The following is a 19,443-nucleotide window of genomic DNA, read 5'->3' on the forward strand; positions in this document are numbered from 1 at the left end:
TCAGCCCGCCAACAACCCGGCAATGCGTCGCTGTTCTTGCTTCAACGCCTCCGGCATGCGCGGTCCGTACTCATCCAGGTATTCCCCGATGCTGGCGAACTCGGCCTGCCAACCGGCATGGTCAAAGCCGAACAACTTCGCCTTCGCTTCCTCGCCCAAGGTGATGCCATCAAGGTTGAGTGCGCCTTCCGCCGGCAGTGCGCCGATCGGGGTGTCGACCGCCGCGGCCTCGCCCTTGACCCGGTTGATCATCCACTCGAGCACGCGCAGGTTGTCGCCGAAGCCCGGCCACATGAACTTGCCATCGTCGCCCTTGCGGAACCAGTTGACGTGGAAGACCTTCGGCAGCTTGGCGCCGTCGGTGTCGAACGACAGCCAGTGGCTGAAGTAGTCGGCGAAGTTGTAGCCGCAGAACGGCTTCATCGCCATCGGATCGCGGCGCATCACGCCCACGGCGCCGGTGGCGGCGGCCGTCGTCTCTGAGCCCATCGCAGCGCCGACCAGCACGCCATGCGTCCAGTCGCGCGCTTCGAATACCAGCGGCACCAGCGAGGCGCGGCGGCCGCCGAACACGATCGCGCTGATCGGCACGCCCTGCGCGTCTTCCGCCTTCGGCGAGTACGACGGGCACTGCTTGGCGCTCACCGTGAAACGTGAGTTGGGGTGCGCGGCCGGACCCTTGGTGGCGTCATAGGGATTGCCGCGCCAGTCAGTGACCGGGGCTTGGCCATTGTCCAGGCCTTCCCACCACGGCTGGTTGTCAGCCGTGATGCCGACGTTGGTGAAGATGGTGTTCTTCTGGATGCTGGCCAGTGCGTTGGCGTTTGACTTGGCCGAGGTGCCGGGGGCGACGCCGAAGAAGCCGGCCTCCGGGTTGATGGCATACAGTCGGCCATCCGCGCCCGGCCGCATCCAGCAGATGTCGTCGCCGATGGTCCAGACCTTCCAACCGGCGCTGCGATAACCCTCCGGCGGGATCAGCATGGCCAGGTTGGTCTTGCCGCAGGCCGAAGGGAACGCGGCGGCGATGTAGTGGGTCTCGCCCTGCGGATTCTCGATGCCGAGGATGAGCATGTGCTCGGCGAGCCAGCCCTCGCTGCGCGCCTGGTGCGAGGCGATGCGCAGCGCGTGGCACTTCTTGCCCAGCAGCGCGTTACCGCCGTAACCCGAGCCGTACGACTTGATGATCAGCTCTTCGGGGAAGTGCATGATGAAGCGGCGGTTGGGATCAAGCTCGCCAATGGAATGCAGGCCCTTGACGAACGAACCCTCGCGCTCGATGCGCGCCAGCGCCGCCGCGCCCATGCGGGTCATGATGCGCATGTTGGCGACCACGTACGGGCTGTCGGTGATCTCGACGCCGCAACGCGACAGCGGCGAGTCGATGGGGCCCATGCAATACGGGATCACGTACATCGTGCGGCCCTGCATGCAGCCGTCGAACAGCGCGTCCATCTCGGCATGGCCTTCTTCCGGGGCCATCCAATTGTTGTTGGGACCTGCGTCGTCATGGTGCGTAGTGCAGACGAAGGTCAGGTGCTCCACGCGCGCAACGTCATCGGGGTGTGAGCGGTGCAGGTAGCTTCCGGGGTGGGTCTGCTCGTTGAGCTTCTCCAGCGTGCCATCGGCCAGCATGCGGGCGATGAGCGCCTCGTTCTCCGCATCGCTGCCATCGCACCAGTGGATCGCGGCGGGACGGGTGAGCGCCGCGACCTGGGCAACCCAGTCGTTCAATGCCGGCAGACGGCTGCCGGCCCCTCCTTCGATGGCGGTGGAGGGGGAAGATGCCTGGGTTGCTGCTTTCACGAAAAACTCCTCCGGCCCTGGCGGGCGGAACAAACGGGGAAAAAATCAGACGGACGGGATGAGCGTGGCCATCATGTGTTCGACATAGGCCTCGAACTCATCGTGCTGCATGCGGGTCTGGTGCAATTGCAGGTTGAGCTGCAGGAAACCGACATAGGCCGAATACGCGAGTCGGGCGCGGTGTTGCGCGTCGGTGCGCCCCAGGCCCGCCTGCCGGAAAGAGGCCGTCAGGTAATCCATGCGGCGCTCGGAAACGCGCCCGATCACCGGCTGCACGGCGGGGTGGTCCAGCGCCTTGAGCAACTCGGAGTAGATGACGTGCGACTTGAATTCGTGCGCGACCATCTCGAACAGTGCGCGCAAACGCTGACGGGGATCCGGGACGACTTCGAGCTGGCCCCATACGGTTTCGAGCTCGAGCTTCTCCCAGCGCTCCAGAGCGGCCACCAGTAGCGCGTCGCGCGAGGGGAAGTGCCAGTAGAAGCTGCCCTTGGTGACACCAAGGCGACGGGCCAGCGGCTCCACGGCAACTGCCGCCACGCCCTGCTCCGCGATCAAGTCCAGCGCGGCCTGCGCCCAATCGTCGGCGCTCAGGCGGCCGCTGCGCTCGGGCTTGCTCAATTCAGCTTCGTTCATCTGCCAATTCTAAACGGTCGCCTTGGCCCAAAGCAGTATTGCAGTGCAGCATAAGTCGAGTTGACAGGGCCGAACCGGCGATTCCATACTCGGTCGTATGGTACATGTTTAATGCCAGCGTTTGAATGACTGCGGCGGCCAGAGGCTTGCAGCGGTCAGTCAAGCGGCGGACATTGGGCATGGGCCGCCGGACCTTCACATCGACCCTGTCTGAAGCTGCGGGCCAAGCGCCCGCCGGAGCACCACCATGAGCATCGCCATTCCCTTCCTTGCCTTCCTGCTGGTGGGCGCGATCGCGGCCTACCACCGCCTCCGGCTGGCCGTGTGGGCCGCGTCGACCGCCGCGGTGCTGGTGGCCTGCTGGTTGCTGGGCGCCAATGGGACCGCCACTGTCATTGCCGGCGTGCTGGTGGCGCTGATTGCGGTGCCGCTGCTGCTGCCTGCGATCCGCCTGCCCTTCATCACCAAGCCGCTGCTGGGCTTCTACACCAAGATCCTGCCGCCGCTGTCGGAAACCGAACGCGTTGCGCTCGAAGCCGGCACCGTGGGCTGGGAAGGACAGCTGTTTTCCGGCGCGCCCGACTGGGACGTGCTGGCCAACCAGCCCAAGCCCACGCTGCGCCCGGACGAGCAGGCATTCCTCGACGGCCCGGTGGAAGAGCTGTGCCGGATGACCAACGACTGGCAGATCACCCACGTTGATGCCGACCTGTCGCCCGCGCTTTGGGACTACATCAAGAAGAACAAGTTCTTCGGCATGATCGTGCCGAAGGAATACGGCGGCCTGGGCTTCACCGCGCTGGGCAACCACAAGGTGATCCAGAAGCTGGCCTCGATCTCCTCGGTGGTCAGCTCCACCGTGGGTGTGCCCAACTCGCTGGGCCCGGCCGAACTGCTGATGCACTATGGCACCAAGGAACAGAAGGACTATTACCTGCCCCGACTGGCCGACGGCCGCGAAGTGCCCTGCTTTGCGCTGACCGGGCCGTGGGCAGGCTCGGACGCCACGTCGATTCCGGACTACGGCATTGTCTGCATGGGCGAATGGAACGGCGCTCGCGTGGTCGGCGTGAAGCTGACCTTTGACAAGCGCTATATCACGCTCGCTCCCGTCGCTTCGCTGATCGGCCTGGCCTTCCGCATGTATGATCCGGACGGACTGATCGGTGACAAGGAGGACATCGGCATCACGCTGGCCCTGCTGCCGCGAGACGCCGCGGGCGTCGAGGTCGGTCGCCGTGCGATGCCGCTCAACAGCCCGTTCCAGAATGGCCCGGTGCGCGGCAAGGACGTGTTCATCCCGCTCAGCCAGCTCATTGGCGGCGAGGCCATGGCTGGCAAGGGCTGGCAGATGCTGGTGGAGTGCCTGTCGATCGGCCGCTCGATCACCCTGCCCTCGACCGCCAGCGGCGGCTCCAAGATGGGGGCGATCGCGACGGGCGCGTACGCGCGCATCCGCAAGCAGTTCGGCCTGTCGATCGGCCGCTTCGAAGGCGTGGAGGAGGCGCTGGCGCGCATCGGCGGTCACGCCTACACCGTCAGCGCCCTGGCAGAGGCCTCGGCCGCAGCCGTCGCGCGCGGCGAGCTGCCGGCCGTGCCGTCGACCATCTCCAAGTACCACTGCACCGAAATGGGTCGCGAAGTCGCCAAGGATGTCATGGACATCATCGGCGGCAAGGGCATCATCCTGGGGCCCCGCAACTTCGCCGGTCGCAACTGGCAGGCCGCCCCGATCATGATCACGGTGGAAGGCGCGAACATCATGACGCGCTCGCTGATGATCTTCGGCCAAGGTGCGATCCTGTGCCACCCGTGGGTACTGAAGGAAATGAAGGCGGCGACGAACCCGGACGCATCGGCGCGCCTGCGCGACTTCGATGCGGCACTGTTCGGTCATATCGGCTTCGCCATCTCCAACGCCGTGCGTTCGCTGTGGTTCGGCCTGACCAGCGCGAAGGTCGGCGCGGCGCCTGGCGATACCTACACCCGGCGCTACTACCGCAAGCTCAACCGCTACTCGGCAGCGCTGGCGCTGATGGCCGACACGTCGATGCTGCTGCTGGGTGGAAAGCTCAAGTTCAAGGAGTCCCTGTCCGGACGCCTGGGCGACGTGCTCAGCAACCTGTACATCGCCAGCGCGCTGCTCAAGCGTTACGAGGATGAGGGCCGTCCGGCCTCCGACCAGCCGTTGCTTGCGTGGTCCATCCACAACGCGGTGTTCAAGATCGAGAACGCATTCTCCGGCGCGCTTCGCAACTTCCCGATCCGCCCGATCGGCTGGCTGCTGTGGGCACTGGTCTTCCCGCTGGGACGCCGCGCGCAGTACCCGAGCGACCGCCTGTGCCATAAGGTCGCGTCCTTGCTGATGTCGCCCAACGAGGCACGCGACCGCCTGGCGGTGGGTGTCTTCACCACGCCGTGTGCCAACAACCCGGCCGGCCGCATCAACAGCTACCTGCAGAAGGCCATCCTGGCCGAGCCGGTAGAGCGCAAGTTCATCAAGGCGCTGAAGAACAGCGACATCGAGGCCCATGATTTCGCCACGCAGCTGGACGAAGGCGTGCGTGAAGGCTGGATCACCGCCGAGGAGCGCAAGCTGCTGGAAGAACTGCGGGAGTTGACCATCGACACGATCAGCGTCGATGACTTCGAAGCGGAGGAGTTGCGATCCGCGGCGTATCGACCTTCGGGTGAGTTGGGCCGCGAGGCAGCTTGATCGACCTGCATGCGACGAGTCCTTCGGGACTCGTCGCGATCGGGCAGCTACAGCACGGCACCTTGAGCTGAACCGAACTGGGTTCGCATGTCGTAACGCTGGTCGCGGAACTTCAGGTGCGTCATCACGCGGAACAGGATGCGCTGGGCCGCGGATTCGATTTCCCGGCAAGAAGGCGCGGTAGCGGGCAGTTGGGCAAGTTGGTGCCGTAGCGCTTCGGAGGCCGCGAGCGCGTGGTCGGCGTGACCGCGTTCATGGGTGTCAAGCGCCATGCTGACCTGCTGCCACTGATGGCGCAAAGCCGCAGGCACAGGCTGGTTGGGGTGCCATGAAGGAAGGACTGTCGTGACGTCCAGGACGATCTGCGCCTGGATCAGCGTGCATTTCCCCCCACTGCGCTCGAAGTCGTAGCCGACCTGAATCTCGCTCCGCGTCAACGCGTGGCCTCCGGCGGCAGCGTCGAGGTTCAACTGGGCGCGTAGCCGGTCCCTCAGCTCGTCGATATCGTTGCCCACAATCGGATAGGTTAACGTGGAGCGTGTAACGATGACCGCGGGAGTCCTTGCCGTCGCACCGACGGCAGGATCGGGCCCGTCCGACGTGGCTCCAAGTCCAATCGTAAGCCAGCTGATCAACTGCAATAGCACGCGGCACCGTCCTGGCTCGCCAAAAGTGGACCGACTCTGCCCACTATCACCACAGAGCACAAGGCGTACGCGGCCTTGTCGCCGCCAATCGGATTTTCAGGATGCCGATCGACGTTCTCTCGTTTTATCGCCGCATCACGCGCTGGCCGGCTGGCCACTGGCTGTTCTCCCGCGCGGTATGCCTCAAGGCCCCATACTTCGGCACGATCAAACCCCGCTTCGTCGCCTTGGAACCGGGACGCTGCGAGGTCCGCATTCCCGACCGCAGGCGCGTGCACAACCACCTGGGCACCGTGCATGCCATCGCCCTGTGCAACCTCGCGGAACTGGCGGCTGGGGTGATGACCGATGCCACCTTGCCACCGACGATGCGCTGGATTCCCAAAGGCATGGGCGTGGAGTACCTGAGGAAGGCCGTCGGGACGATGCACGCGGTCGCCACCCCGGAAGGCTCCCTGGAAATATCCGAGGCTGGGTATGACGCACCCGTGCTGGTCGAGGTTCGCGACGACAAGGGCGCAGTGGTCTTCCGCGCCAGGATCGCCATGTGGGTGTCTCCGCGGCCCACGCGCGCCGGCATGCGCCCAGCAGGCTGAAGCGGTCAAGTGGAGGCTGGCACTCCCGCCGGCAAGGGCGGTTGCTCCCGCACCACCCGCCACGCGCTGAACAGGAACATGGCGGCCACGCCGACGCCGGTCACGAACACGGTCGTCGAGCCAAACACCGCCAGCAACTTGTGCAACCACACGAAGCTGAGGTCCCCGGCCCGGTAGACGACGGTGTCGATGACCGCCTTGGCCTTGTAGCGCGACTCACGGTCCACCCGGGTATAGATGGTTTCCCGGGCAGGCTTGCCGAGTGAGAACTCACTGGACCGCGTCAGGACCTGCACGGCAGCCACCAGCAAGGGCAACGGCGACGCAGCCAGCATGGCGAAACCGAACATGATCGCCGCGGCGGGCAGTAGCAACGCCGGCGCAATGCCATGGCGGAGCAGCAACCAGCGGGTGACCAGCAGCTGGGTGGTGATGGTCAGGGCATTGATCGCGAGGTCGATGTTGGCGTAGTACGCAGTGCGCGCCTCGTCGGCGATGAAGCTGGCCCGCGCTATGGCCGCCTGCTCGTTGTAGAGCAGCGTGCCCACGCCAACGCCGAAGAACATCAGCATCGCCAGGGCGCGCAGCAGTGGGTCCGACATGACCAGCCGGATACCCGCCAACACCGAGCCGCCCATCGCCGCATCGCCGCTCGCCTCACCGCGCGCCTGCTCGCTGCGCAGGGCCCAAGGGCGCAGTTTCATGATGCACAGCAGGCAGACCGCAAGGAAGCCGGCGGAAATGAGCAGCAGGCTGTCCACGCCGATCCGTTGCACCAACACGCGGGTCAGGACCGGCCCGACCAGGGCACCGATGGTGCCGCCTGCGCCGATGTAACCGTAGAAGAGCTTGGCCTGCTTGTTGTCGAACACATCGGCCATGAAGCTCCAGAACACGCTGACCGCGAACAGGTTGAATACAGCCGTCCAGGCGAAGAAGGCTGCGCCGCGCCCGGTCCATTCCTGGTTGAACATCCAGTGGAAGCCCAACAGGCAGGCGATGAAGAACAGGTACACCGCTGGCAGGAACACGCGACGCGGGAAGCGCGAGACCAGTGCGCCATACAGCGGCTGCAGCACCACCATCGCCACGAACGTGATGGTGAACAGCACCTGCAGGGTGAGGCCCGCCAGGTCCCAACCCGCACCTTCGGCCCATTCGACCAGCCACAGCGGAAAGACATCGGACACGTTGCCGGACGCGCCCATCGCATCGCGGACCGGCCTCAGCACGTAGTAGCCGCATAGAAGGCTGAAGAAGTACACAAGCGACCACCACAGCGGCGGCGATTCAGCGAGCGCCGCACGGAATCGACCGGGTGCCGCGGGATGGGCAGGGCGCACGAGGTTGGACCTTGGGGTGGCTGGCGCCACGGTAGCCGATCAGGGCACCATGAAAAACCCCTATCGCGCACAGAGCATTTGCTCTACCCCCCGCGCCTAGCCTCGCTGCGTGACGCCTCCGGACATCCGAGTGTACGACTACATCATCATTGGCGCCGGCTCGGCCGGCTGTGTGCTCGCCAGCCGATTGAGCGAGGACCCGGACGTCAAAGTCCTGCTGCTTGAGGCAGGCCCGCGCGACTGGCACCCCTTCATCCACATGCCCGCCGGTTTGGCCAAGCTCGTGGGCAAGAAAGGCGTCAACTGGGATTACGACACCGCGCCGGTCCCCGCCCTGGACAACCGTGTGCTGTGGTGGCCACGCGGCAAGGTGCTGGGGGGCTCCAGCTCCATCAACGCGATGTGTTACGTACGCGGCGTCGCCCAGGATTACGACGAATGGGCGGACGCGGGTGCCACCGGCTGGAACTGGGCGTCGGTGCTGCCCTACTTCCGCCGATCGGAACACAACGAGCGTGGTGCCGATGCATTGCACGGGGCCAACGGACCGTTATACGTCTCCGACTTGCGCTATACCAATGTGCTTTCCCACGCCTTCATCGAAGCTGGCCGGCAGGCCGGCTACCCCGCAAATCGCGATTTCAACGGCCCGGACCAGGAAGGCTTTGGCCTGTACCAGGTCACGCAGAAGAATGGGGAACGCTGTTCGAGTGCGGTCGCCTATCTGCATCCGGTGCGGTCGCGGGCCAACCTGCATGTGGTCACGGGGGCGATGGTCAACCGCATCACGTTCGATCGCAGCGGCAGCGTGCCGCGGGCCAACGGCGTTACCTACACCGCGGGCGGAAAGGCCTTTCACCAGGCTGCCAACCGCGAGGTCCTGCTGTCCGGCGGCGCGATCAATTCGCCGCAGTTGTTGATGCTGTCGGGGGTGGGTCCGGCAACCGAGCTCCGTCGCCACGGCATAGACGTGCTGGTCGATGCACCCCAGGTCGGCGGCAACCTGCAGGACCATCTCGACGTCTGCACGCTGTACCACTCCACGCAGCGCGTCACCTATGACCGCCTCAGCGACCTCAAGGTTGCCTTCGACTACTACCTGCGTGGCCACAGCGGGGCCGGCAGCAGCAACATCGCCGAGGCCGGCGCCTTCATCCGTTCCCGCCACGCGCCCGACGCGCGCCCGGACATCCAGATGCACTTCGTGCCCGCCATGCTGGATGACCATGGCCGCCATCGACTGGCCGGCGATGGCTTCACCGTCCATGCCTGCTTCCTGCGGCCCCGCAGTCGCGGTCGTCTGTCGCTGGCCAGCGGGCGGGCAGGCGACAAGCCGCGCATCGAGCCAAACTACCTGGGGGATGCGGAAGGCTTCGACCTGAAGATGATGATCGAATGCGCCCGGCTGTCACGCGAAATCCTCGCCCAGCCCGCATTCGATCCATACCGCGGGGACCCGATCTACCCGGCACGCGATGACCTGGACGATGCGGGATTGGAGGCGTTCGTGCGCGCCAAGGCCGAGAGCGTCTATCACCCCATAGGTACCTGCCGGATGGGCAGCGACGGGTCATCGGTGGTGGATCCCGCGTTGAAGGTACGGGGCGTCGACGGTCTGCGGGTCATCGACGCATCGGTGATGCTCACCCTGATCGGCGGCAACACCAACGCGCCGACCATCATGATTGCCGAGCGCGCGGCAGACCTGATCCGGGCATCGTGATCGGCCCGGGCGGGCGGCTGCCGCACGACTCGCGCCTTATGTGCCCACAGGTGGCGCGGGCTGCAGCATCGGCGGCAGCGGGCAATGCAGCATCGCGCAGATCGTGCGCAGCAGCTCGGCTTCGGCCACGGTGGTCCGCCCGTCGTGGCTGATGGCCACGGTCAGCGCCTCCACGAGCAGCTGCTTCGCCAACGGGTCCAGTGCATCGAGCGGCACCCACACTTCGTCGAGCGCCACCGGACCCTGCGGACGCGGCAGGTAGGGCAGCGCATCGGTCGGCAACACGCGCTGGATCCCGCGCAGGTAGGCGTGGCGTGCCGTGTCCGCATCGGCATGCCCGTGCTGGACCACCACCGCCAAGAGGGTGGCGATCTCGCGCCGGACCCGCTCCAGGCTGTTGCGACCAAAACGGGCGTAGCGCGAAGGATCGAGCGACTCGCGCACCTGCACCGTCACCAACCGCGCCAGGCAGTACTCGAACAGCGACACCTTGCCGTCTGCGTGGACCAGCGCGTTGATTGCGTCAAGGAACACATCCAGCTCCGGCCGGGGCCGCAGGCGCAACACCGGGAAGGCGATCGCCGCCAACGGCAACCGGTGCATCGGGTGCAGCCCCGCGAGTTGCTGGTCGCGCAGGAGCCGCGCCTCCTGGGCCAGGATCGCGCCCATCCGTGCAGCCACTTCGAACAACTGTCGCTCGCGCAGCTGCGCTTCGTCCTCCAGCAGCAGCGCAACAAGCAGCGGCATCACGGTTTCCCGGCGCGTGGCGAGGGCGTGCACCTCCGGCGGCAGGCTTTCGACAATGGCGCCTGCCAGCGCGAAGTCCTCGGCGCGAGGCGTGGCCACCTCCGCCACCACCCGCGCCGGCGCGAGCAGGTGCTCTCCATCCACCGCTGGCATGGCGTAACCGTCGGCCGCCAACAGACCGAGGCGAACATCCTCTTCCAGCCCATGTGGCGGATGCAGCGCCCACTGGTGCGACAGGCTTTCCAGCTGCAATGCGTCGAAGGAAGGGTCCAGCGCTTGGATCCGCTCCAGCAATGGCGGATGGGTGGCAAACCAGCCGCGGAAGCCCACGCCGTCACCGAACAGCATGTGGCTCACCTCTTCCGCGTCGCCGCGCTCGGCCATCCGCGAGCCTTCGTGCAGGCCCGCGATCTTTTTCAGCGCGCCGGTCAGCCCTGCCGTCTGGCGGGTGAATTGCACCGCGGAGGCATCGGCCAGGCGCTCGCGGCTGCGGCTGACGCCGGCCTTGATCATGCGCGCGAAGAACAGGCCCACGTACCCAATCACCATGGCGGCCAACGCGGCGACGAGGATTGCACCGGCTCCGCTGTTGCGGCGCCCACCGCTGAACCGGCCGTGTTCCAGCACTTTCCGCCCCACCAGCCCGACCATCAGGATGCCAAACAGCACGCCGATCAGGCGGAGGTTGAGCCGCATGTCACCGTTGAGGATATGGCTGAACTCGTGCGCGACCACGCCCTGCAATTCATCGCGATTGAGTCGTTCGAGGGCGCCGCGGGTCACCGCGACGGCCGCGTCGGAGGGTGCATACCCCGCGGCAAAGGCGTTGATGCCGCCCTCGTGTTCCATCACGAAGACCTTGGGGACGGTCACGCCCGACGCGATGGCGATCTCTTCCACGACGTTGCGTAACCGCCGCAGGCTCGGATCCTGGGTGTCCTCCGGCACCAGCACCCCGCCCATCTCCTGGGCGATGACGTCGCCGCCGTTGCCCAGGCTGCTGATCCGATACAGCGAGCCGAGGCCGATCACCGCCAGCGTGCCCACCGCCGCTGCCAGCAGTGGCCCGGGCCGGGGACCGACGAAGACAGCCATCACGACCACGACCGCCGCCACGATGCCCACGACCGCGGCAGCGAACAGCAGCAACAACCGCGAGGACATGCGCCGGGCCTGGTCCTGGCGCTCGAAGAAGTTCATGGCCCGTCAGAACCTGACCTGGGGCGTCTCACGCATCTGCGCCTTTTCCGCCGGGATGTCGAGCAGCGCAGCCGGCAGGAAGCGGAAGTTATTGGCGATCAGGCTGGCCGGGAACACCTCTCGGCGGTTGTTATAGGCCATGACCGAGTCGTTATAGGCCTGCCGGGCGAAGGCGACCTTGTTCTCGGTGCTGGTCAGCTCCTCGGTGAGCTGCATCATGTTCTGGTTGGCCTTCAGGTCCGGGTAGGCCTCGGCAACGGCCAACAGTCGCCCGAGGGCCCCATTCAGCTGTCCCTGCGCCGCGGACAGCTGGGCCATGGCCGCCGGATCCCCGGGACTGGCGTGGGCGGCGGACAACCCCGCCACGGCCGCACCGCGGGCCGCAATCACCGCCTCCAGGGTTTCACGCTCGTGGGTCAGGTAGCCCCTGGCGGTCTCCACCAGGTTGGGAATCAGCTCGAAACGGCGCTGCAACTGCACGTCGATCTGGGCGAAGGCATTCCTGAACGCGTTCCGGGCCGCCACCAACCCGTTGTACTGGCCGACCGCCCAGAGCGCGATAACGATCACCAAAACCAACAGAATCATGAAGCCGACCATCGTTCCTTCCCCCAAGTCCTTGAGATCGGCGCTATTATCGGCCGAAGCTTGAGCATACGCAGGCGATGCGACCGATGAAAGAACACGCACCCCGGCGGTCACGGACGACCTGGCGCATCGGCGCCTCGGCCCTCCTCCTCACCATGACGCTGGGCTCGACCGCTCAGACGCCAATGCATTGGCGTCCGTCGCAGCCCAATGCCGCCTCGGCGGCGCGCGCCGATGGTTCCAATCACGATCTGGCTCGCCAGCAGCATCGCAGTGCGTTTGCGCGGCAGGCGCTGAAGCCGATCGCCAGCGGTTTTGACGTGTACCAGTTCGAGGCGATGGCGCAGCAACTCGTTGCCAACCAGCGTGTGCCGGGCCTGGCCATGGCGGTGGTCCACAACGGCCGCGTGCTCAGCGCGCGCGGCTACGGCATCACCGATGTCAGAGCTGCCGAGCCGGTGGATGCACACACCGTGTTCCGCCTGGCGTCGCTTTCGAAGAGCTTTGCCGGCACCTTGACCGGCATGCTGGTCAACGACGGTGCACTGCGCTGGGACAGCAAGCTCGTCAGCTACCTCCCCGACTTCCGCCTCAGCGATCCCAACGCTGCCCGCAACCTGACCGTGGCCGACCTGCTCAGCCACCGGGTGGGTCTGCCGCAAAATGCCTACGATCGCGAGCTGGAAGCCTACGCCGACTACCGCACGCTGACCCAGAAGCTGGCCAACGCGCCGCTGAAGTGCCAGCCCGGCACGTGCTACAGCTACCAGAACATCGCCTTCAGCCTGGTGGGTGACATCGTGTTCGCGGCCACCGGCGATTTCTACAGCCAGGAAGTGCAGAGCCGCATCCTCAAGCCGTTGGGCATGAACGATGCAAGCCTGGGACTGGAGGGCATCGAGTCGAGCGCGCGCTGGGCTCGGCCGCACGTACGCGGACGGGGTGGCTGGGTTTCGGTGAAGCCCAAGTCGACCTACTACCAGGTGGCACCGGCTGCCGGCGTCAACGCCAGCGCGAGTGACATGGCGCAGTATCTGCTGGCCCACACCGGCTACCGCCCCGACGTGTTGCCCGCGCCACTGCTGGCGACCCTGCACGAGCCGCTGGTTTCCACGCCCACCGAGATCCGTGGCTCGTCCTGGCGCCGCACGCGCCTGCAGTCCGCGAGCTATGCGCTGGGCTGGCGCGTCTACAACTACGCCGGCGAACGCGTGGTGTTCCATGGCGGTGCGGTACAAGGTTACCGGGGCCTGATCGCCATGCTGCCCGACCGGGATTTCGGCGTCGCCCTGATGTGGAACAGCGAGAGCTCGGTGCCGTCGGGGATGTTGCCGACGATCCTCGACCGCGCGCTGGGCCTGGCGCCGCAGCGTTGGCTCGACGTCGACACCGAAGAAACGCCGCTCTACGTCGACAGCCGCCAACTGCCGGCAACGACGCCCGCGGGCAGCACCGCCACCAAGGCGAGCGCCGCGCCGCGCTGAGCCCCGCCGCCTGGCGGACGGCCCATAAAAAACTCCCTTCCCGCCTGGGCTGCGGGAAGGGAGTGTTGGGTACCGCGTACTTCTGGTATCGGGACTTTCTTAGATCATCGGCGCCGGGGTCACCGGCATGGCAGCCGGAGCGGCCTTCTTGGCGCGCTTCTTGGCGGCAGGCTTCTTGGCGGCTTTCTTCGCAGCCTTCTTGGCGGCCGGCTTCTTGGCGGCCTTCTTGGCAGCCTTCTTCACGGCCTTCTTGGCAACCTTCTTCGCAGCCTTCTTGGCGGCCGGCTTCTTGGCGGCCTTCTTCGCGGCCTTCTTCACCGTCTTCTTGGCAGCAGCCTTCTTCACGGTCTTCTTGGCAGCCTTCTTGGCGGCCTTCTTCACCGTCTTCTTGGCAGCAGCCTTCTTCACGGTCTTCTTGGCGGCCTTCTTGGCGACCTTCTTCACCGCCTTCTTGGCGGCGGCCTTCTTCACGGTCTTCTTGGCGGCAGCCTTCTTGGCGACCTTCTTCACCGCTTTCTTGGCGGCGGACTTCTTGGCAGCTTTCTTAACGGCCATGGTATGGCTCCTCGTCAGTGGTCTATCGGGGTGTAACGCCCAGCACTAAACAATGCCGCGGAATTGGAATCCGCGGCCCACCGTCCATGCCATGTATGCACGGAAACGGGTCCGGTTGGCCCGCGCGCATGCCGCCGCGCGTGGCCATGAAATCGAAACTACCCTTGCCCCCGGCCGCCCCACGGCCGGAATCGCGCCAAACAAAAACCCGATCCGTCGGCGACGAACCGGGCTGCGCTTCTTGAACCGATCGCGTTTGCGCGAGGGAAACGAATCCTGCGTCCACCGTCTTGGAAGCACGGGCGGAGGTTCGTTTTGCACTTCGCATTGTCGCGTTGGTTCTGGTCACTCGCTTTTTTTGCAGGAAGCGTCTGCTGGGCGAAACCTAATCACGCTTTTTCATAGTGTCAACAACCCTCGTGCAATTTTTTCTGGCAACCCCGCTGCGCGGCCGTCGGCGGATCTGCCGACGAATCGAATCGCGGCTCCCTCCATGACCGGCATGGCCACGGCGAAACCACCAAGCCCATTTTTCAAAAGTGCTTTTTTCTAGGTGTTTTTGTAACTGCGACGCAGGGCTGGCGACGGCAGACACCGGTCGAGCGCATGCACGCTGCGCACCCCGCAGCGCCCGCGCGCCCACTCGACACTGGCCGAAATTATTTTTCCGCGGGGCATCCGATTTCGCGACGCAGCACGCCCAATTGCGCGAAATTGCGCAGACGTTTCGAGGGCGGCAAGCCGCTCTCACCATGGAATGCTGACGCCCAAAACGACACCGGCCGCCCGAGGCGGCCGGTGGAGAAACAGCGACTGGGTGGACTCAGTGGTCTTCGTCTTCCAACAGTTCGGCGTAGTCATCCGGAGCCAACAGTTCGTTGAGCTGCTCGGCTTCATCGATGGCGACGGTGAACAACCAGCCTTCGCCGTACGCGTCCTCGTTGATCGTCTCCGGCTTGTCGACCAGCGAGCTGTTGACCGCGGTGACGGTGCCGCTGACCGGCGCGTACACGTCGGAGGCCGCCTTGACCGACTCGACCACGGCGCATGCGTTGCCGGCTTCGACGCGGTCGCCGACATTCGGCAGCTCCACGTAGACCAGGTCGCCCAGCAGGCCTTGGGCGTGGTCGGAAATGCCGACCGTAACCTTGCCGTCGCCTTCGACGCGGGCCCACTCGTGGGACTTGAGGAACTTGAGGTCGCCGGGAATCTCACTCATGGGGGGTGCTCCGGTGGTACGTGTGTGGGTGAAGGGAAACGTAGTTTAACCAAGGGCCGGGCCGCGCAACCGCCTTGCGCCCGATGACTTGTGCTGCAGTGAAGCAATCCGGCGGCGCCCACGCCGCCGGGATATTGGGTCAGCCGAGCACGCCATCCTGCGGCTGACCATCGCGCACGAAGGGAAACTTGACCACGCGCACGGGGATCTCCTTGCCACGGATGTCGACGCGTACCGCGCCCGGCTCCCCCGCCGGCACGCGGGCGAAAGCAATGGCCTTGCCCAGCGTCGGCGAGAAGGTGCCCGACAGGATCTCGCCTTCGCCATTGGCAGTGAGAACCTTCTGCCCGTGGCGCAGCACGCCCTTCTCGTCCATCACCAGCCCGATCATCTGGCGGGGGGCGCCGTTGGCCTTCTGCTGCTCGAGCACGGCGCGGCCGATGAAGTCACGACCTTCGTCGAGTGCCACGGTCCATGCCAACGCCGCTTCGTATGGCGACACCGTGTCGTCCATGTCCTGGCCGTAGAGGTTCATGCCGGCTTCCAGGCGCAGCGTGTCGCGCGCGCCCAGGCCCGCCGGCTTGACGCCCGCGGCCAGCAACCCGTTCCAGAAGGCGACCGTGTGCTGCTCCGGCACGACGATCTCGAAGCCGTCCTCCCCGGTGTAGCCGGTGCGCGCGACGAAGACATCGATGCCGTCCACGGTCTTTGCCTCGGTCGCGGCGAACTTGCCCATCTTGCCGATGGCGGCGCGGTCGTCTTCGCGCAGCAGGCCAAGCACGCGTTCGCGTGCGGTCGGTCCCTGCACCGCGATCATGCCGAACTCCGGACGCTCGGTGACGGTCACGCCGAACGGCTTGGCCTGTTCGGTGATCCACGCCAGGTCCTTCTCGCGGGTGGCGGCATTGACCACCAGGCGGAAGAACTGCTCGTCGCGGAAGTAGATGATCAGGTCGTCGATCACGCCGCCCTGCGGGTTGAGCATCGCGGTGTACAGCGCCTTGCCCGGCTTGGTGAGCTTGTCGACCGAGTTGGCGACCAGCTTGCGAAGGAAGGCACGCACCTGCTCGCCGCGCAGGTCGACCACCGTCATGTGCGAGACGTCGAACATGCCGGCGTCCTTGCGCACCAGGTGGTGTTCGTCGATCTGCGAGCCATAGTGGATGGGCATGTCCCAGCCGCCGAAGTCGACCATCTTGGCGCCGAGGGCGCGGTGGGTTTCGTTGAGGATGGTCTTCTGGGTCATCGAGGGCGGGCCTGAAAAAGGTGACGTGGGGACCCGGATTATCCCAGATCGGGACACCGCAAGACGAAAGGCGGCCCGGAAGCCGCCCTTGTCACCTGCATGCTGCCTGCATACGCCAGCGGATGCTGGCGTCCCGCGACGCGATCAATCCGCCGGACGGACCCGCAGCGTCATGCCGTCGACGGCGATCACGCGCACCGCCGTGCCCGCCGGAGCGTCGGGCCCGACGACATCCCAGAACGCATCGGCGATCTGCACGCGTCCTGCGCCATTGACGATGGCCTGGTCCAAGGGCACCACGCGCCCGACCAGTTGTTCGGCGCGACGGTTGAGCATCGGCTGGTCGCTTTCGCGCCCCCGGGTGCGGAACCATGTGCGATAGACCAGGATCGACACGAACGCGAGGCCAACGAACGCAGCCACCTGCGCCAGTACCGACAGTCCCGGCATGGCCACGACCATCAGGAACACCGCGACCGCGGCAAACCCCAGCCACAACATGAAGGCGCCCGGCGCCAGCGCTTCGGCCGCGAACAACGCGAGTGCGACCGCCCCCCACAACACCATCGGCCCGCTCCATTGCATGGGTCAGCCCCCCTTGGTTGTCGCGCGGCCGGGTTGCTCCAGCGCCTGCTTGGCCAGCTCGGCGATGCCACCCAGCGAACCGATCACCCCCGCCGATTCCATGGGCATCATCACGAACTTCTGGTTGGGCGCCTCGGCCAGCGCCTTGAACGCCTCGATGTATTTCTGCGCGACGAAGTAGTTGATGGCCTGCACGTTACCCGCGGCGATGGCGTTGGACACCATCTGCGTCGCCTTGGCCTCGGCCTCGGCCAGGCGCTCGCGGGCCTCGGCCTCGCGGAATGCGGCTTCCTTTTCGCCCTCGGCCTCGAGGATCACCGCCTGCTTGTCGCCCTCGGCCTTGAGGATGGCCGCCTGGCGGAAGCCTTCCGCCTCGAGGATGTTGGCGCGCTTCTCGCGCTCGGCCTTCATCTGCCGCGCCATCGAGTCGACCAGGTCGCGCGGCGGCTGGATGTCCTTGAGCTCGATGCGGTTGACCTTGAGGCCCCAGGGATGGGTCGCCTGGTCCACCGCGACCAGCACCTTGGCGTTGATCTCGTCGCGCTTGGACAGCGATTCGTCCAGGTCCATCGAACCGATGGCGGTGCGGATGTTGGTCATCACCAGGTTGAGGATGGCGATCTCCAGCGTCGCGACTTCATAGGCCGCCTTGGCCGCGTCGAGCACCTGGAAGTAGACCACGCCGTCGACCTTGACCACGGCGTTGTCCTTGGTGATCACGTCCTGGCTCGGCACGTCCATCACCTGTTCCATCATGTTGATCTTGCGCCCCACCCCGTAAACCACCGGGATCAGGAAGTGCAGGCCCGGGGTCATGGTGTGGGTGTACTTGCCGAAGCGCTCCACCGTCCACTCGTAGCCCTGCGGCACCATCCGCACGGTCTTGAACAGCACCACCACGCCCGCGACCAGCAATACGACAGCCAGGATTTCCATCAATGCCCCCTCGTCCAATGAAGGGTCCGAGTATAGGACGTGACGGCGGTCGCGCCCTCCCGCGGCCGCGGGATTTATTTGGTGAGGATCAACTTGTCGTTGCGGGTGTGGCGCAGGCGGTAGAGCTCGCCTCCATGGCGGATCAGCAACTCGCGTGCGCCGTTGAGCAGGGCTTGGCTTTCAACCTGGCCGACATCGACTACGGTCGGGGCCGAGGAACGGCTGGCGACCAGGTGTAGGCGCGGGCGGCGGATGACCACGGGATTCGTCGGATGGAGCGGCATCGTTGGGGCTCATCGCGGGGACAGCCTTAACGATAACGCTTCTCATTTGCATGTCAAGGCGATCGATGGTCCAGCGTCGGCTCGGATCGATGGCGTCAGGCGGTTGTCGCCTCTACCCGCGCCCACGCGTCCTCGCCCAGTTCACGACCCAGCTCCAGCGCGTCGAGGTTCTGCAGCAATTGTTCGGGACGGCTGGCCCCCAGGATCACCGACGACACATGCGGGTTGCGCAGGCACCAGGCGATGGCCAGTGTCGCGGGCGCGACGCCCATCTCGGCGGCCAGCGCAGTGAACCGCCGCGCCCGTTCGATGCGATCGTCGCCCGAACCCAGCACGATGGATTGCAGCCATTCCATGCCCTCCAGGCCCAGGCGTGCGTCGTCCGGAAAGCCCGCGTTGTACTTGCCGGTGAGTATCCCGGAGGCCAACGGCGAGAAGGTGGTGGTGCCCATGCCGTACTCGGTGTAAAGCGAGGCGTACTCCGCCTCGACCCGCTCGCGGTGCAGCAGGTTGTACTGGGGTTGTTCCATGGTGGGTGCGTGGAGGTGGTTTGCGCGGGCGACCTGATGCGCCTCGCGGATCTGCACGGCCGACCACTCCGACGTGCCCCAGTACAGCACCTTGCCCTGTCGCACCAATGCGTCCATCGCCCACACGGTCTCGGCGATCGGCGTCTCAGGGTCGGGGCGGTGACAGTAATAAAGGTCCAGGTAATCCACCCGGAGCCGGCGCAACGCAGCGTGGCATGCGTCGGTCACGTGCTTGCGCGAGAGGCCCTTCTGGGTGGGTCGCGGCTCCTTCGCCGCACCGAAGAACACCTTGCTCGACACGCAATAGCCGTCGCGCGGCAGGCGGAGGTCGGCGATGACGTCTCCCATCACCTGTTCGGCCTCGCCCTTGGCGTAGCTCTCGGCGTTGTCGAAGAAGTTGATCCCATGGTCCCAGGCGGTCGCGATCAGCTCCCGGGCGGTGCCGCGACCGATCTGCGAGCCGAAGGTCACCCACGCGCCAAAGGACAGGGCGGACAGTTGCAGGCCGGACGAGCCGAGGCGACGGTATTGCATGGACAACTCCCGATGAATCCGGAACAGGAAGGTCCACCAGTGTAGCTGCGAGGCCGTGTGCGACCGGG

General features: G+C 65.9%; 17 protein-coding genes. 4 read left to right on the forward strand and 13 right to left on the reverse strand.

Annotated elements, in window-relative coordinates; genetic code table 11:
- Together AC3ARF_RS11760 and AC3ARF_RS11765 are read right to left on the reverse strand one after the other, a co-directional pair.
- The gene (locus AC3ARF_RS11760) at positions 1 to 1,806 is read right to left on the reverse strand and encodes a phosphoenolpyruvate carboxykinase (GTP) (RefSeq protein WP_498928134.1); all 1,806 of its coding nucleotides are present in this window, start codon (positions 1,804 to 1,806) and stop codon (positions 1 to 3) included.
- Positions 1,807 to 1,851: 45 nt separating this feature from the next.
- Positions 1,852 to 2,442, reverse strand: coding sequence for a TetR/AcrR family transcriptional regulator (locus AC3ARF_RS11765; protein ID WP_498928136.1), 591 nt, complete (start codon positions 2,440 to 2,442; stop codon positions 1,852 to 1,854).
- A 247-nt stretch (positions 2,443 to 2,689) separates the two neighbouring features.
- On the opposite strand from AC3ARF_RS11765, the gene AC3ARF_RS11770 reads away from it, so the two are divergent.
- A complete protein-coding gene (locus tag AC3ARF_RS11770) occupies positions 2,690 to 5,158 on the forward strand; it encodes an acyl-CoA dehydrogenase (RefSeq protein WP_498928138.1) in 2,469 nt (822 codons plus the stop codon).
- A 47-nt stretch (positions 5,159 to 5,205) separates the two neighbouring features.
- Here AC3ARF_RS11770 and AC3ARF_RS11775 read toward each other — a convergent pair whose 3' ends face one another.
- The gene (locus AC3ARF_RS11775; RefSeq protein WP_498928139.1) at positions 5,206 to 5,673 is read right to left on the reverse strand and encodes a DUF922 domain-containing protein; all 468 of its coding nucleotides are present in this window, start codon (positions 5,671 to 5,673) and stop codon (positions 5,206 to 5,208) included.
- Positions 5,674 to 5,906: 233 nt separating this feature from the next.
- On the opposite strand from AC3ARF_RS11775, the gene AC3ARF_RS11780 reads away from it, so the two are divergent.
- Entirely contained in the window at positions 5,907 to 6,401 is a 495-nt protein-coding gene (locus AC3ARF_RS11780) for a hotdog fold domain-containing protein (protein WP_498928141.1), read from the forward strand.
- Positions 6,402 to 6,406: 5 nt separating this feature from the next.
- Here the strand turns inward: AC3ARF_RS11780 and AC3ARF_RS11785 are convergent, their stop codons facing one another.
- Complete coding sequence (locus AC3ARF_RS11785; RefSeq protein ID WP_498928142.1) at positions 6,407 to 7,744, reverse strand: NTP/NDP exchange transporter; 1,338 nt, start codon at positions 7,742 to 7,744, stop codon at positions 6,407 to 6,409.
- Between the two features lie 130 nt (positions 7,745 to 7,874).
- Here AC3ARF_RS11785 and AC3ARF_RS11790 point away from each other — a divergent pair, with 130 nt between their 5' ends.
- Entirely contained in the window at positions 7,875 to 9,467 is a 1,593-nt protein-coding gene (locus AC3ARF_RS11790; protein WP_498931863.1) for a GMC family oxidoreductase, read from the forward strand.
- Positions 9,468 to 9,503: 36 nt separating this feature from the next.
- Here AC3ARF_RS11790 and AC3ARF_RS11795 read toward each other — a convergent pair whose 3' ends face one another.
- Both AC3ARF_RS11795 and AC3ARF_RS11800 read right to left on the reverse strand, forming a co-directional pair.
- Complete coding sequence (locus AC3ARF_RS11795) at positions 9,504 to 11,414, reverse strand: M48 family metallopeptidase (RefSeq protein ID WP_498928144.1); 1,911 nt, start codon at positions 11,412 to 11,414, stop codon at positions 9,504 to 9,506.
- A 6-nt stretch (positions 11,415 to 11,420) separates the two neighbouring features.
- The gene (locus AC3ARF_RS11800) at positions 11,421 to 12,002 is read right to left on the reverse strand and encodes a LemA family protein (RefSeq protein ID WP_498928146.1); all 582 of its coding nucleotides are present in this window, start codon (positions 12,000 to 12,002) and stop codon (positions 11,421 to 11,423) included.
- 86 nt (positions 12,003 to 12,088) lie between these two features.
- Between AC3ARF_RS11800 and AC3ARF_RS11805 the strand changes: the two genes are divergently transcribed.
- Entirely contained in the window at positions 12,089 to 13,486 is a 1,398-nt protein-coding gene (locus AC3ARF_RS11805; protein WP_498928148.1) for a serine hydrolase domain-containing protein, read from the forward strand.
- 99 nt (positions 13,487 to 13,585) lie between these two features.
- On the opposite strand, the gene AC3ARF_RS11810 is transcribed toward AC3ARF_RS11805, so the two are convergent.
- The 7 genes from AC3ARF_RS11810 to AC3ARF_RS11840 form a co-directional block, all read right to left on the reverse strand.
- Positions 13,586 to 14,041, reverse strand: coding sequence for a hypothetical protein (locus AC3ARF_RS11810; protein WP_498928150.1), 456 nt, complete (start codon positions 14,039 to 14,041; stop codon positions 13,586 to 13,588).
- Positions 14,042 to 14,864: 823 nt separating this feature from the next.
- Positions 14,865 to 15,260, reverse strand: a complete 396-nt coding sequence (gene gcvH / locus AC3ARF_RS11815) for a glycine cleavage system protein GcvH (RefSeq protein ID WP_498928152.1) — start codon at positions 15,258 to 15,260, stop codon at positions 14,865 to 14,867.
- A 139-nt stretch (positions 15,261 to 15,399) separates the two neighbouring features.
- A complete protein-coding gene (gcvT, locus tag AC3ARF_RS11820) occupies positions 15,400 to 16,506 on the reverse strand; it encodes a glycine cleavage system aminomethyltransferase GcvT (protein ID WP_498928154.1) in 1,107 nt (368 codons plus the stop codon).
- A gap of 144 nt (positions 16,507 to 16,650) precedes the next feature.
- Positions 16,651 to 17,091 (reverse strand): NfeD family protein, encoded by a 441-nt coding sequence (locus AC3ARF_RS11825; protein WP_498928156.1) that lies wholly within the window; start codon positions 17,089 to 17,091, stop codon positions 16,651 to 16,653.
- Positions 17,092 to 17,094: 3 nt separating this feature from the next.
- A complete protein-coding gene (locus AC3ARF_RS11830; protein ID WP_498928157.1) occupies positions 17,095 to 18,027 on the reverse strand; it encodes an SPFH domain-containing protein in 933 nt (310 codons plus the stop codon).
- Positions 18,028 to 18,101: 74 nt separating this feature from the next.
- Positions 18,102 to 18,311, reverse strand: a complete 210-nt coding sequence (gene hemP / locus AC3ARF_RS11835) for a hemin uptake protein HemP (protein WP_498928159.1) — start codon at positions 18,309 to 18,311, stop codon at positions 18,102 to 18,104.
- A 95-nt stretch (positions 18,312 to 18,406) separates the two neighbouring features.
- Positions 18,407 to 19,375, reverse strand: a complete 969-nt coding sequence (locus AC3ARF_RS11840) for a potassium channel beta subunit family protein (RefSeq protein WP_498928161.1) — start codon at positions 19,373 to 19,375, stop codon at positions 18,407 to 18,409.
- Positions 19,376 to 19,443 lie beyond the last annotated feature (68 nt).

This window comes from Lysobacter sp. KACC 24251 (assembly GCF_057747755.1).